General features: G+C 38.0%; 8 protein-coding genes. 7 read left to right on the top strand and 1 reads right to left on the bottom strand.

The window, feature by feature from the left end:
- The first annotated feature begins 189 nt into the window (after positions 1-189).
- The 3 genes from ACJG85_RS12045 (at position 190) to ACJG85_RS12035 (ending at position 5,512) form a co-directional block, all read left to right on the top strand.
- A complete protein-coding gene (locus ACJG85_RS12045) occupies positions 190-3,204 on the top strand; it encodes a tetratricopeptide repeat protein (RefSeq protein WP_412476508.1) in 3,015 nt (1,004 codons plus the stop codon).
- Between the two features lie 56 nt (positions 3,205-3,260).
- Positions 3,261-4,979, top strand: a complete 1,719-nt coding sequence (locus tag ACJG85_RS12040) for a TonB-dependent receptor (protein ID WP_409678625.1) — start codon at positions 3,261-3,263, stop codon at positions 4,977-4,979.
- Between the two features lie 86 nt (positions 4,980-5,065).
- Positions 5,066-5,512 carry a hypothetical protein gene (locus tag ACJG85_RS12035; RefSeq protein ID WP_412477196.1) on the top strand — a complete coding sequence of 149 codons (447 nt, stop codon included), beginning with the start codon at positions 5,066-5,068 and terminating at the stop codon, positions 5,510-5,512.
- 11 nt (positions 5,513-5,523) lie between these two features.
- Here the strand turns inward: ACJG85_RS12035 and ACJG85_RS12030 are convergent, their stop codons facing one another.
- Positions 5,524-6,801, bottom strand: a complete 1,278-nt coding sequence (locus tag ACJG85_RS12030; RefSeq protein WP_412476507.1) for a hypothetical protein — start codon at positions 6,799-6,801, stop codon at positions 5,524-5,526.
- A gap of 207 nt (positions 6,802-7,008) precedes the next feature.
- Here ACJG85_RS12030 and asnB point away from each other — a divergent pair, with 207 nt between their 5' ends.
- From asnB to secDF, 4 genes are all read left to right on the top strand, one after another.
- The gene (gene asnB / locus ACJG85_RS12025) at positions 7,009-8,682 is read left to right on the top strand and encodes an asparagine synthase B (protein WP_412476506.1); all 1,674 of its coding nucleotides are present in this window, start codon (positions 7,009-7,011) and stop codon (positions 8,680-8,682) included.
- A gap of 245 nt (positions 8,683-8,927) precedes the next feature.
- Positions 8,928-10,868, top strand: a complete 1,941-nt coding sequence (gyrB, locus tag ACJG85_RS12020) for a DNA topoisomerase (ATP-hydrolyzing) subunit B (protein WP_409678631.1) — start codon at positions 8,928-8,930, stop codon at positions 10,866-10,868.
- Positions 10,869-10,987: 119 nt separating this feature from the next.
- The gene (gene mdh, locus ACJG85_RS12015) at positions 10,988-11,923 is read left to right on the top strand and encodes a malate dehydrogenase (protein WP_409678634.1); all 936 of its coding nucleotides are present in this window, start codon (positions 10,988-10,990) and stop codon (positions 11,921-11,923) included.
- Positions 11,924-12,149: 226 nt separating this feature from the next.
- Positions 12,150-15,119, top strand: coding sequence for a protein translocase subunit SecDF (gene secDF, locus ACJG85_RS12010; protein ID WP_409678637.1), 2,970 nt, complete (start codon positions 12,150-12,152; stop codon positions 15,117-15,119).
- Positions 15,120-15,131 lie beyond the last annotated feature (12 nt).

Raw genomic sequence — 15,131 nt, 5'->3', positions numbered from 1 at the left:
TTATTGGGTAAAAATAGTAAATATAAATTCCAAATTCCAAATTCTAAATTCCAAATTGTCTCATCGAATCGAATTGAACTGTGAATTTCAACGCTCCAAAATTGTTTACAACAATGTTTATAATAAATAACAGCCTTTTTGCGTTATAGGGTATAGAGTAATATTTTTGGATAAATAAAAGAAATAACCATGCGTAATGTTTTAATGTTATCTTTTTTGTTGGGAATCGCAATCGCTCCCACAATTTCAGCCCAACAATCTGCCATCTATACTCACGATTTATCCGAGTTTGACAAAGCTGTTTTGTTGTATAAAGACAAGCAATACCAATCTGCCCAAATTTTATTTGAACGCGTTAAGCAAAACAATAAAGAACACGAAGTAGCTGCCGATTGTGCTTACTACATCGCCAATTGTGCGATTCACTTGAACCAATCGAATGCCGATGAATTGATGGAAAAATTTGTAAAAGATTATCCCACCAGTTCCAAGCAAAATCAAGCTTACATCGAAGTGGCGCAGTATTATTTTGAACAAGGCAAATTTCCTCAAGCTTTACAGTATTTTGATAAAGTAGACGAAAGTGCGCTGACTTACGAGCAAACCGAGAAATTCACCTTTCAAAAAGGTTATGCTTATTTTACGGCCGGCAATAAAAAAGAAGCAGACGAGTACTTTAAAAAAGTGGTAAACTCTAAAGAATACGGCACACAAGCCAATTACTACTTGGGCTTTATGAAGTACGAAGACAACAATTATCAAGACGCTAATAAGTATTTCCAAAAAGTAGAAAACGAGGAAAAATACAAAGAGAAATTGTCCTATTTCAAAGCCGATATGCATTTCAAAGCCGGTGAGTTTGAAAAAGCCATTGAGGCAGGATTAACTGCTATGCCGAATTCCAATGCTTTAGAAAAATCGGAGTTGAATAAAATTGTAGGCGAGAGTTATTTCAACTTAAAACAATACGATAAAGCGCTGCCGTATCTAAAAGAATACAAAGGCAAAAAAGGCAAATGGAACAATACCGATTTTTACCAACTGGGTTACGCTTATTACATGCAGAAAGACTATGAAAATGCGATTTTGCAATTCAATAAAATCATAGACGGAAAGGATTTTGTGGCCCAAAACGGTTATTATCATTTAGGAGAATGTTACTTCAAAACCGATAAAAAGCAACAGGCTTTGAACGCTTTCAAAAGCGCTTCGGAAATGGATTTCGACAAAGCCATTCAAGAAGATGCGAATTTAAATTACGCCAAATTGAGCTACGAAATCGGAAACTCTTACCAATCTATTCCGGATGTATTGGCGGCTTTCTTGACCAAGTATCCCAATTCGCCAAGCAAGATTGAGATTGAAACCTTGTTAATCAACTCGTATATCACTTCGAAAAACTATAAAGATGCGTTGGTTTTATTAGAGAAAAACAATACTGAGACTAACAAACCGGCCTATCAAAAGGTAACGTTCTACCGCGGTATCGAATTGTATACTGATGGCAATTACCAAGAAGCTTTGGTCATGTTTAAAAAATCGGCCGCCACTGCCAGAACCGAAAAGTTCACCGCCAGAGCTACGTTTTGGAAAGGCGAAACCGAATATGTATTGGATAATTTCAGCGAAGCGTTGTTGAGTTTCAAACAATTTTTGGGCTACGCTGCCGCCAAAGAAACACCGGAATACAAAAACATCAATTACAATATCGCCTACGCTTATTTCAAACAAAAAGAATACGAGCAAGCCGGAAATTATTTCCAAAGTTACATCGATGCCAACAAAGACGACAAAGTGCGTTTGAACGATGCGTATTTGCGTTTGGGTGATTCACGTTTTGTGACTTCCAAATACTGGCCGGCTATGGATGCTTACAACAAAGCGATTGAAATGAAAGGCATCGACGCAGATTACGCCGCTTTCCAAAAAGCGTTGAGTTACGGATTTGTATCGCGCAACGACAGAAAGATTGAAGACTTCAATAAGTTTTTACAAAATTTTAAAACTTCAAAGTACCGCGATGATGCGTTGTTCGAATTAGGCAATACTTATGTGGCGGAGAACAAAACGGATTTAGCTGTGAAAACTTATGACCAATTGTTGGCCGAATTCAAAAATGGTTCCTTTGCTTCCAAAGCGGTTTTGCGTCAAGGTTTGGTGTATTACAACGGTCAGAAAGACGAATTGGCTTTGGCCAAATTCAAAAAGGTTGCCGCCGATTATCCGAGAACTCCCGAAGCCTTAGAAGCGGTTTCAACGGCGCGTTTGATTTACATGGATAACGGTAAAGTAGACGAATACGCGTCGTGGGTAAGAACACTCGATTTTGTGGAAGTGTCCGATGCTGAATTAGACAACGATACTTACGAAGCTGCCGAAAAACAGTACTTGCAAAACAATACCAAACAAGCCATTTCAGGTTTGAGCAGTTATGTGTCTAAATTCCCGAACGGGATTCACGCGCTGAAAGCCAATTTCTACTTAGCGCAATCGTATTATGCCGACGGTTTGGAAGCCAATGCGGTTTCGGGTTACGAGTTTGTAATCAGCAAAAGTCGCAGTGAATTTACCGAGCAATCCTTGGCGCGTTTGTGTGAAATTCACCTAAAGAAAAACGATTACACCAAAGCTGTTCCGGTTTTGAAACGTTTAGAAACAGAAGCTGATTTTCCTCAGAATGTGACTTTCGCGCAAGCCAATTTAATGAGAGCGTATTACGAACAAAAAGAGTATGCCAATGCTGTGGTTTATGCCGATAAAGTTTTAGCGAATCCTAAGACCGATAATAAAGTCAAAAGTGATGCGCAAATCATAGTAGCCAGAGCGGCCATTCAGGTGAACGACGAAGCCAAAGCCCGAACCGCTTATGCTAAATTGCTGACTATTGCTAAAGGCGAATTAGCGGCTGAAGCATTGTATTATGAAGCGTATTTCAAACACAAAGACGGCAAGTTTGAAGACTCGAATAAAACCGTTCAAAAATTAGCCAAAGAGTATTCAGGCTACAAATATTTCGGAGCTAAAGGGTTGGTGATTATGGCTAAAAACTATTACCAGTTAAAAGATAACTTCAGTGCGACATCAATTTTGGATAGCGTTATCAAGAATTTCACCGCTTATCCTGATGTTGTAGCCGAAGCACAAACCGAATTGGATACCATCAAAGGCGAAGCCGCTAAAACGAATTCTTCTGTAACCGAATAAATTTCTCTGTGAATCTCCGAGTTTCTCTGTGAACCTCTGTGTAATTTTAATTAGATATGAAACAAGTAAAATATATAGCAGCCATCCTTTTAGTAACCCAAATCGCTTTCGCCCAAAAGAAAGACGAAAACATCGGAACTGAAGTAGTAAACGTGGTGAAACCTTATACACCAACAATATCCGATGCTTTTAAAGTGAAAGAAACACCAAGTTTGGACGACGAAGAAACGCAGAAAAAGGAAAACATCAAGTACAATATTTTTTCTTTTCCGGTAGCATCTACTTTTGCACCAGCCAAAGGAAAAGCCGCCGGTGTTGACAAATCGCCTCAGGAGAAAATTTTCAGCAACTATCTTACCTTAGCCGCCGGAAATTACGGTACGGTGAACGCGGAATTGTTTGTAACGGAAAACGTAAGCAACACGGATTATTTTGGCGGAATGTTGCGTCACAGTTCTTCTCAAGGCGGCATTGACGGCGTATTTTTAGATGATAAATTTATGAACACGGCTTTGGATTTAACTTACGGAAGTCGCACCAATACCATGAATTGGAACGCCGATTTGGGTTACCAACACCAAATTTACAATTGGTACGGTTTTTATCCCGGAACCATTACACCGGAGACTTTGGCTACCATAGATGAGCAGCAAACGTACCATACTTTATATGTTGGCGGCAGATTAGGATTGAACAATATCTTGAAAGAAAGTTCGGTTAAGTTTACCCGTTTTTGGGATGCTTTTGGTTCGGCTGAAAATCGTTTTGTAGCTAAACCATCATTGGAATTTGATATTGTAGAGCAAAAAATTAAAGCCGATTTTGTATTCGATTATATCAGTGGTTCATTCGACAAAAACATGGTTGGGAATGCGGGTATAAAATACGGTTTTACCAATGTAGGTTTTCAACCGAGCATCAAAATTCAAAAAGATGATTTGACGGTGAATGCCGGAGTAGGTTTCTTTTACAGCGCTGCTCAGGAACAAGGCGAAAGCAAGTTTTTCATTTATCCTCAAGTAACGGGTTCCTATAGAGTGGTAGGCGATTTGATGATTTTTTATGCCGGATTGGAAGGCGGACTAAAGCAAAATTCTTACCGCGATTTTGTGCAAGAGAATTTCTTTGTTTCTCCAACCTTACTAGTAGCACCAACCGATCAGAAATATGATATTTATGTAGGGTTGAAAGGAAAGTTAGCCAACAGTGTAAGCTACAACATTCGCGGTTCTTATGTAAACGAAGACAATCGCGCCTTATTCAAAAGCAACGGCTACGAAGAATTAGTTGGTTTTGAAGGGTATCAATACGGCAATTCCTTTAATGTGGTGTATGACAAACTTAAAACCGTGAGTTTCTTTGGCGAGTTGAAAGCCGATTTTTCTAAAAATGTAGCTTTCGGTATCAACGGAACTTTCAGCAGCTATTCGACCGATGTGGAAAACGAAGCTTGGAATTTACCGGCTTTAAAATTAGGCGCCAGTTTAGACGTGAACATTACACAAAAATGGTACGCCGGTACCAATTTGTTCTTTGTAGGTGAAAGAAAAGATTTTGCCCATTTTGCTTCTTTAACACAGCCTACTTTTGACACCGAAGTTACCTTAGACAGTTTCTTCGACTTGAATGCTCACATCGGCTACAAACACAGCGAACGTTTGACCTTTTTCTTAAAAGGCAACAATTTAGCCAACCAAGATTACCAACGTTGGTTGAATTATCCTGTGCAAGGATTACAAGTGTTAGGTGGCGCAAATTATAAGTTTGATTTTTAAATCCGACTTCTTAGATTTTTAGACTTCTTAGAAAGTAAGAATTATAGATCTAAGAAGTCTAAGTTAGTCTAAAGATCCAATTATCTATAGTGAAACAACAAATCCTCCAATCCTACAAGCAATTAGTCCAAGACCGCATTGATGTTTTCCAAGACATGATTTCCGGGTTGACTGATGACGCACAAAACGATGCCAAAGGTTCCGCAGGCGACAAACATGAAACGGCTTTGTCGATGATGCATTTGGAACAGGAAAAACTCAACCATAAGTTGCAAGAAGTCTTAGCCCAAAAAGCCGTATTGGATAAAATTGATGCCTCGGTTGTACATCAAAAAGTGGCTTTAGGCAGTTTGGTCCAAACCAATGGCCTGTGGTTGTTTGTTAGTACTGCTTTGCCTAAAATAACGTTAGACAATCAAACTGTTTTTGCGATTTCTCCACAGTCGCCTTTAGGTACAGCTTTGATGGGGAATGGTATTGGATTTACTGCGGAAATTAATGGGAAAGAATATGTTGTTGAGGCTTTAGTTTGAGAGTTATTTTTTTAGGATTTCATTTTTTTAAAACTTCTTTGGAATTTATTCAATTGATGTAATGTAATAATTATCATTAATCCTTGTAAAGGCATCATCAATCTTGAGCAATTCACAGGTCCGGTTAGAAATATATACAATATTAATATTAATATTGGGTAAAACCGGAAGGAAAATAGGTGGTATTTATTTTGATAAACAAAGGTGCAGAAGCAGAAAAATTTAAGCAACTGCATGATGAAAATCGGAATAAGAATTACAATTATCCATAAGTTCTTTTGGTTTAAAAAAGAAGCCATTGTTTTATTATTGTTTAGAATTTCAATAAAGCCTTGCTTTCCGTCTTCTTTTTTAAAGAAAGTCATTACGTCAAATCTTCCCGGATCAATCATTCCTCTTATACTGGTGAAAAAATGATACCATGAGTATCCCCAGAAGTTTAATTTTATTTCATTTATAGCTGTTTGTTTGTAGAAGTTGTTTTTTTCTGCAAATGTTTTTAATTCACTACTTTTTTTATAAATATTTTCTCTCCAATTATCAGCTATTTCTTGACCTTCTTTATAAGATTTGTAATAATATAGGTTGTAGTCAATCAAGTTAATATTTTCAATTGAAGAAAAATGTTTGTAGCCAGTTTTGTATTCGTTGAAATTTAAATAACCAAATAAAAAAGTTACTGGCAAAAATAAAAAAATGCTAAAGACTTTTTTTCTGTACATGTATATGGCAAAATACAATAAATTGAAGAAAATTATCGGGTAAAAAACGGGCTTTGTTAATGCTAATAGTATTGTTAGGATTTGTATAATGAAAAATCTTTTTTTGTTAAATTCAAATAAAAACAGATAAGTCATCAATAATACTAATGTCATGGCTAACCATTCAGACATTATTAATTGGGTGTAGATGAAAATTGAAGGGGTTAATAATAGTGTTAAAATTATATGGTTATTTACATTTATCTCAAGTTTCTCAAGAAATTTGGTTATCAGATAAAAATTGAATATGCCGAAAAGTGTTTGTAAAAAAATTATAAATTTTAGATTGTTTGTAAAACTTATAAGCAGGAAAAGAGGATATAATAGTGGACGTTTAGTAGCTATTTCAGCAGTGTTAAAATTGTCAATAGGAGTAAAATAACTTCCGTTTTTTATTATTTCGGCTGTAGATAAGTATTCAGAAGAATCAGCTATTTTAAAAATCTCCGAATAAATTCTAATAAAATAAAAAGCAAAGAAAAGGAATGCGATAATTCCCAAAGTGATTCTGTTATTTTTAGCTTTCATTTTTCAAATTGAAATAATTGGTTTTGTAAACTTAGCTTTTAAATTAATAACTGTTAGTAGAATAGAATAAAACAATATTTTTAATTTGTAATTTTTATTAAAATCATGTTTATGGTTTATATTTTAAATCAAAAATGCATTCTTGATTTAATTTTATATATTTAATATCAATTTTTGCTTCATCAAATAAACAAAGAATAAAAGATTATGTGCGGAATTGTATGCGCCTTTGAATTAAAGCAAAAATCAGAAACCTTAAGACCACAAGTATTGGAAATGTCGAAAATCATCCGCCATCGCGGTCCGGATTGGAGCGGTATTTTCAGTAACGACAAAGCCATTTTGGCCCATGAAAGATTAGCCATTGTAGATCCGGCTTCGGGGAAACAACCGTTGTTCAGCAAAGACGGGAGGTTGGTTTTGGCCGCCAATGGAGAAATATACAACCATCAATTGTTGCGTCAACAATTTGAAGGAAAATACGAATTTCAAACCCAAAGTGATTGCGAAGTTATTTTGGCGCTCTACCAAGAAAAAGGACCGCATTTTATAGACGAAATGAACGGTATCTTCGGATTTGCTTTGTACGATGTAGAAAAAGACGAATACTTCATTGCTCGTGATCACATGGGAATCATTCCTTTGTATATGGGTTGGGATCAGTTCGGAACGTTTTATGTGGCTTCCGAATTGAAAGCTTTGGAAGGTTATTGTACCAAAATCGAGTTGTTTCCGCCCGGCCATTATTTGTCGAGTAAAGATGGCGAATTGGTGCAATGGTACCAAAGAGAATGGACCGAATTCGAAGCAGTTAAAGCCAACGAAACCAGTATTCAAGAAATCAGAAAAGCGTTGGAAGCAGCCGTTCACCGTCAGTTGATGAGTGATGTGCCTTACGGCGTATTGTTGTCCGGTGGATTAGATTCTTCCATCACTTCGGCCATCGCCAAAAAGTTTGCCCAAAAGCGAATCGAATCCGGCGACACAGTTGATGCTTGGTATCCGCAATTGCACTCGTTTGCGGTTGGATTAGAAGGTTCGCCCGATTTGGCCGCTGCCCGAAAAGTTGCCGATCATTTGGGAACCATTCACCACGAAATCAAATTCACCATACAAGAAGGATTGGACGCTGTTCGCGATGTGATTTACAATATAGAAACCTACGATGTTACTACCATTCGGGCTTCTACGCCCATGTATTTAATGGCCAGAGTCATCAAATCGATGGGTATCAAAATGGTGCTTTCCGGCGAAGGCTCGGACGAGCTATTTGGCGGCTATTTGTATTTCCATAAAGCGCCCAATGCCAAAGAATTTCACGAAGAAACCGTACGTAAGTTAAGTAAACTCCACATGTACGATTGTTTGCGCGCCAATAAAAGTTTGGCTGCTTGGGGCATTGAAGGGCGGGTACCGTTTTTAGACAAAGAGTTTATGGATGTAGCGATGCGAATCAACCCGCAAGATAAAATGGTCAATGGTGAACGCATGGAGAAATGGGTGTTGCGCAAAGCTTTTGAAGATATGTTACCGGAAAGTGTGGCTTGGCGTCAAAAAGAGCAATTTAGTGATGGCGTAGGTTACAGTTGGATTGATACGTTGAAAGCTATGGTGGCTCAAGAAATCACCGATGAGCAGTTGGCCAATGCCAAATACAAATTTCCGATACAAACCCCAACGTCGAAAGAAGAGTATTATTACCGTTCCATTTTCCACGAACATTTTCCAAGCGATACAGCCGCTTTAAGCGTACCACAGGAGGCCAGTGTAGCTTGTAGTACTAAAGTAGCTTTAGAATGGGATGAAGCCTTTAAAAACTTGAATGATCCGTCGGGCAGAGCCGTGGCCAATGTACACGAAGAAGCCTACGTAAAAGCATAAAATGCCTTTTAGCTTAGCGCCGAAAAGCATTATTACAGCAAAGTCGAGTTCTCAAACTTGATTGAATTGAAGTTTAGTTTGTTTGTTGAAAAACGTCTGTCATTTTTGGCAGGCGTTTTTTGTTGAAATCCCGCTAAAAATGTTAATAACTTAAAGGTTTTAAGCCCTTTTTTCAATAGGAAATCCTATGTGTTTTTATATATTTGCGTGTTAGACAAAAAATACATTTTTTACGATAAAATTATATGAGCGACGAGATTAAAAAGAACAATTATTCAGCCGATAGTATTCAGGCGTTAGAAGGAATGGAGCACGTAAGAATGCGTCCTTCCATGTACATTGGAGATACCGGAGTTAGAGGTTTGCACCATTTGGTTTACGAGGTGGTGGATAACTCTATCGATGAGGCATTGGCTGGACATTGTGATACCATCAGTGTGGTGATAAATGAGGATAATTCCATAACTGTTGAAGATAACGGACGTGGAATTCCGGTTGATATTCATAAAAAAGAAGGTGTTTCGGCTTTGGAGGTAGTAATGACCAAAATCGGAGCCGGAGGTAAATTCGATAAAGATTCTTATAAAGTTTCCGGAGGTTTGCACGGGGTTGGAGTATCGTGTGTGAACGCACTATCTGATCATTTGCGTGCTACAGTTCACCGCGATGGTAAAATTTACGAGCAAGAATACGAAAGAGGAAAGGCAATGTATCCGGTAAAACAAATCGGAGAAACTTCTAAAAGAGGAACAGTTGTAACTTTCAAACCGGATGGTACTATTTTTACCCAAACGCTTGAATACTCCTATGATACTTTAGCGGCTCGTATGCGCGAGTTGTCTTTCTTGAATAAAGGCATTACCATTACGCTAACCGACAAAAGAAATGTCAAAGAAAACGGTGAGTATGAAGGTGAAGTTTTTCACTCTAAAGAAGGGTTGAAAGAATTTGTTAAGTTTTTAGACGGCAACAGAATTCCTATCATTGGTCACGTGATTTCGATGGAAAATGAAAAAGGAGAAATTCCGGTAGAAGTGGCATTGATTTACAACGAAAGTTATTCTGAAAACATTTTCTCTTATGTAAACAATATCAATACCCACGAAGGAGGAACGCACTTGCAAGGTTTCCGTATGGGTTTAACCCGTACGTTGAAAAAGTATGCTGATGCTTCCGGTTTGTTGGATAAATTGAAGTTTGAAATATCCGGAGATGATTTCCGTGAGGGTTTAACAGCGATTATTTCGGTAAAAGTAGCTGAGCCTCAGTTTGAAGGACAAACCAAAACCAAATTGGGGAACAGAGAAGTAGTGTCTCCGGTTTCTCAAGCTGTGGCGGAAATGTTGGAAAATTATTTGGAAGAAAATCCGAATGACGCCAAAATCATTGTTCAAAAAGTAATCTTAGCCGCTCAGGCACGTCACGCTGCAAAAAAAGCGCGTGAAATGGTACAGCGCAAAACTGTTTTAGGCGGTGGTGGTTTACCGGGTAAATTATCGGATTGTGCTGAACAAGATCCGGCAAAATGCGAAATTTTCTTCGTAGAGGGAGATTCCGCGGGTGGAACAGCCAAACAAGGCCGCGACCGTAATTTCCAGGCCATCATGCCGTTGCGTGGTAAGATTTTGAACGTGGAAAAAGCGATGCATCACAAAGTGTTTGAAAACGAAGAGATTCGCAATATTTTCACCGCTTTAGGGGTAACCATCGGTACCGAAGAGGATAGCAAAGCGTTGAACATAGAAAAGTTAAGATACCACAAAGTAGTCATCATGTGTGATGCCGACGTGGACGGTAGCCACATTGCTACGTTAATCTTAACTTTCTTCTTCCGTTTTATGCGCGAGTTAATTGAAAACGGTCACGTTTACATTGCTACGCCGCCATTGTATTTGGTGAAAAAAGGAAACAAAAAAGAATACGCTTGGAACGATGACCAACGCGACTTGGCCAACGAAAGAATGGGCGGAAGCGCTACCATCCAACGTTATAAAGGTCTGGGAGAGATGAATGCCGAGCAGTTGTGGGAAACTACGATGAATCCGGAGTTCAGAACTTTGCGTCAAGTTACGATTGACAGTTTGACGGAGGCCGACAGAATCTTCTCGATGTTGATGGGTGATGAGGTGCCGCCACGTAGAGAGTTCATTGAGAAAAATGCAGTATACGCTAAAATTGATGCTTAATTAGCCCCGATTGCAGTGAAAATCCTTTTTTGGTTTGTTATAAACAAACTAAAAAAGATTGTAACGTAAAGCGGGATTAGCTTCAAAAAAATAAAGAAACAACAAAATATTATACAAAAATGAAAGTTACTATTGTAGGAGCAGGAAACGTAGGGGCTACATGTGCCGATGCGATTGCTTACAGAAGAATTGCTAGCGAAATTGTGTTGGTGGATATCAGAGAAGGTTTTGCTGAAGGGAAAGCGTTAGATATTACGCAAACCCAAACCACTTTAGGGTTCAATACCAAAGTAGTGGGAAGTACTAATGACTATGCCAAAACCGCCGGTAGTGATGTGGTGGTAATTACTTCGGGAGTGCCGAGAAAACCGGGTATGACTCGTGAAGAATTAATCGGAATCAATGCCGGAATTGTGAAAGGTGTGGCTGAAAGTTTATTGCAACATTCGCCGAATGCTATTTTCGTGATTGTGTCTAATCCAATGGATACGATGACGTATTTGGCTTATAAATCTTTAGGTTTACCGAAAAACAGAATTATCGGAATGGGTGGAACTTTAGACAGTTCTCGTTTCAAAACTTATTTGTCTTTGGCTTTAGACAAGCCGGCTAACGATATTCAAGGAATGGTAATTGGCGGTCACGGAGATACTACTATGATTCCGTTAACCCGTTTGGCGTCGTACAACGGTGTGCCGGTTTCTCAGTTTTTATCAGAAGAAGCTTTGGCTAAAGTGGCTGCTGATACTATGGTTGGTGGCGCTACTTTGACCGGTTTGTTAGGCACTTCGGCTTGGTATGCACCGGGCGCTTCGGTAGCGTATTTGGTGGATGCTATTTTGAACGACCAAAAGAAAATGATTCCTTGCTCTGTGTTTTTAGAGGGCGAGTACGGTCAGAGCGATATTTGTATCGGCGTGCCTTGTATAATCGGTAAAAACGGAGTAGAACAAATTATTGATATCAACTTAAATGATGCCGAAAAAGCATTGTTTGCCAAGAGTGCTGATGCGGTTCGCAATATGAACAATGATTTAAAATCGCATTTGGCATAATATATATAGGTAAGATTTAAAAAAAGACTGCAATCTTTGCAGTCTTTTTTTTGATATTAATCGAGAAAATATTGGTTAATCTTATCTATAATTATATATTTGCACGTTTCATAAAAAAGGGGATGATTGTAAATACAAGGCTTTATTTTGTAAAGTTTTGAATTTCAGAGGTTTTAATTTTTGTGAAAGCAAGAGAAAACAAAGAATTAATTAATTTTTAGTAATAATGCAGAATAAAGGACTAGTTAAGTTTTTCGCAATTTTATTTGCTTTGGTAAGTATTTACCAATTATCGTTCACTTTTGTGGCCAATAAAGTAAAAAGTGACGCCAAAACATTTGCGGGAGGAAATCCTGAGAAAGAAATTAAATACCTTGACTCGATAGGCAAGGAAAAAGTTTTTCTGGATTTCTTTACTTACAATGATGTAAAAGACAAACAAATTAATAAAGGTTTGGACCTTGAAGGAGGAATTAACGTAATTCTTCAAATCTCTGTTAAAGACGTTTTGAAGCAATTGTCTAACAATTCTAAAAATCCTGTTTTCAACAAAGCTTTAGAAGATGCAACAAAAAATCAAAGAGGAAATCAATCTTATTTAGATGCTTTCTTTGAAGCTTTCGATGCCAACAAAGGAACAACCAAATTGGCTTCTCCTGATATTTTTGCCAACAGAAATTTTGACGATCAAGAGTTGAACTTCAATTCAACTGATGAGCAAGTTAAAAAAGTATTGAGAAGAAAAGTTGACGAGTCTGTAGAATCGGCTTTCGGCGTATTGAGAAGTCGTATTGATAAATTCGGGGTAACCCAACCCAACATTGCTAAATTAGGCCAAACCGGAAGAATTTTAATTGAGTTACCGGGTGCTAAAGATGTTGACCGTATTAAAAAATTGGTTTCGAGCAAAGCCGAGTTAGAGTTCTGGGAAACATTCAAAGCAGAAGAGTTAGGCGGATTTTTGCAACAAGCCAATGAAGCTTTGAAAGCTACTGTAAAAACTACTGAAAAAACAGAAGCGGTAAAAGCTGAAGATTCATTAACCAAATTATTGACAGATAAAAGCAACGATACCGCTGCTGCTAAAAAAGGAAACAACCCGTTATTCGACAAGTTTGTATCAATTGGTGGTGGTCCAATCTTAGCTATTGTAAATACTAAAGATACTGCTGCCATCAGTGGTTACTTGAAAAGACCTGAAATTCGTTCGTTGTTACCGGGTGACAAGCGTTTTGCTAAATTCGTTTGGGGAAAACCAACTTCAGTAACTGACGAAAAAACCAAAAAGGAAACTGAAACGGTTGAATTATATGCTTTAAAAGGAAACAAAGACGACATTGCTCCGTTGAGCGGTGGTGTAATTGTTGACGCCAGAGATACTTTTGACCAAATGGGTAAACCGGCTGTTTCTATGCAAATGAATGGCGCAGGTTCTAAAGAATGGGAAAAATTAACCGGTAATGCTTACACTCAAAAAAGTGCTATTGCTATTGCTTTGGATAACGTTGTTTATTCAGCACCGGGTGTTACTTCCGGACCTATTGCCGGTGGAAGATCTGAAATCACAGGAAGCTTCAACGTAGCTGAAACCAAAGACTTAGCTAACGTATTAAGAGCAGGTAAATTACCGGCTACAGCAGAAATCATCCAATCTGAGATTGTTGGACCATCATTAGGACAAAAAGCTATCGATGCTGGTACTATTTCATCAGTAGTTGGTTTCTTGTTAGTATGTTTATGGATGATGTTCTACTATGGCAGAGCGGGTTGGTATGCTAATGTAGCTTTGTTGGTTAACTTATTATTCTTATTCGGAATCTTAGCCAGTTTGGGTGCAGTGTTAACTTTACCGGGTATTGCGGGTATCGTATTAACTTTGGGTACTGCTGTGGATGCCAACATCATTATTTACGAAAGAGCCAAAGAAGAATTGCGCGACGGTAAGTCGTTAGCGGATGCGGTAAAAGCTTCTTACGGTTGGAAAGGTGCTATGCGTTCTATTATCGATGCTAACGTTACTCACGTATTAACAGGTGCTATTTTATTCATCTTCGGTACTGGTCCAATCCAAGGATTTGCTACTACTTTGTTAATCGGTATCTTTACTTCATTGTTCACTTCTATCTTTATCGCCAGAATTTTTATCGATAAAGACATCGCTAAAAACAGAAGCTTAAGCTTTACTACTTCAGTAACCAAAAACTGGTTTACTGGTTTCCACTTCGATTTCATCGGAATTAAGAAAATCTCTTATGTATTCTCTACCTTAGTGGTAATCGTAAGTTGTGTTTCTTTCTATTTCAACGGATTGGATGAAGGTGTAGATTTCGTAGGAGGAAGAACTTTCCAAGTGAAGTTTGAAAAACCAGTTGAGCCAACTCAAGTTTCTGAAGAATTATCAGCTGCTTTTGGTGTTACTGTTGAAGCTAAAGTTTTTGGTGAAGACGATCAATTGAAAGTGACTACCAAATACAAAATCAAAGAAGACGGTGTTGAAGTAGATAAAGAAGTAAATGAATTGTTGTTCAATACTTTGAAAAAATATTACAATAATATTACTTATGATAATTTCATCAATACTTATGATGGTAAGCAAGTAGGAGTACTACAAGCTTCTAAAGTAGGGGCTGCCATTTCAGCCGATATCAAAACCAACTCTTTCTGGGCAGTAATCGGAGCTATGTTGGTTGTTGGTTTGTACTTGGTAATTTCTTTCCGCAGATGGCAGTATTCTTTAGGAGCTATCGCAGCAGTATTACACGATGTTATCTTTGTATTAGGATTATATTCATTATTGTACAAATACATGCCTTTCCACATGGAAATGGACCAACACTTTATCGCTGCTATCTTAACAGTAATCGGTTACTCTATGAACGATACGGTAATTGTATTTGACAGGGTTCGTGAATTCTTAGCCGGTAATATCAAAGGTTCATTCAAAGATGTGGTTAACGCGTCTATTAATACTACGCTTTCCAGAACCATCAATACTTCGTTAACGATGATTTTGGTATTGCTAATCATGTTCATCTTTGGTGGTGAATCTATCCGTGGATTTATCTTTGCGATGTTGGTTGGTATCGTTGTAGGAACTTACTCCTCGTTGTTTATTGCAACGCCAATCTTAGTAGATAGTGTAAGCAAAAAGGACATCGAAGAAATCGAAAGTCGTCACAAAGGAGAACAAGCTTAATCTTTTCTCTCT

This window comes from Flavobacterium mekongense (assembly GCF_047038255.1).
Lineage (GTDB): Bacteria > Bacteroidota > Bacteroidia > Flavobacteriales > Flavobacteriaceae > Flavobacterium > Flavobacterium mekongense.
This window is presented reverse-complemented; position numbering and strand designations above follow the sequence as displayed.

What these genes read in the sequence shown, in the direction of transcription:
- ACJG85_RS12045 (WP_412476508.1), top strand. Translation starts at nt 190, where the DNA reads ATGCGTAATGTTTTAATGTTATCTTTTTTGTTGGGAATCGCAATCGCT.
- ACJG85_RS12040 (WP_409678625.1), top strand. Translation starts at nt 3,261, where the DNA reads ATGAAACAAGTAAAATATATAGCAGCCATCCTTTTAGTAACCCAAATC.
- ACJG85_RS12030 (WP_412476507.1), bottom strand. Translation starts at nt 6,801, where the DNA reads ATGAAAGCTAAAAATAACAGAATCACTTTGGGAATTATCGCATTCCTT.
- asnB (WP_412476506.1), top strand. Translation starts at nt 7,009, where the DNA reads ATGTGCGGAATTGTATGCGCCTTTGAATTAAAGCAAAAATCAGAAACC.
- gyrB (WP_409678631.1), top strand. Translation starts at nt 8,928, where the DNA reads ATGAGCGACGAGATTAAAAAGAACAATTATTCAGCCGATAGTATTCAG.
- mdh (WP_409678634.1), top strand. Translation starts at nt 10,988, where the DNA reads ATGAAAGTTACTATTGTAGGAGCAGGAAACGTAGGGGCTACATGTGCC.
- secDF (WP_409678637.1), top strand. Translation starts at nt 12,150, where the DNA reads ATGCAGAATAAAGGACTAGTTAAGTTTTTCGCAATTTTATTTGCTTTG.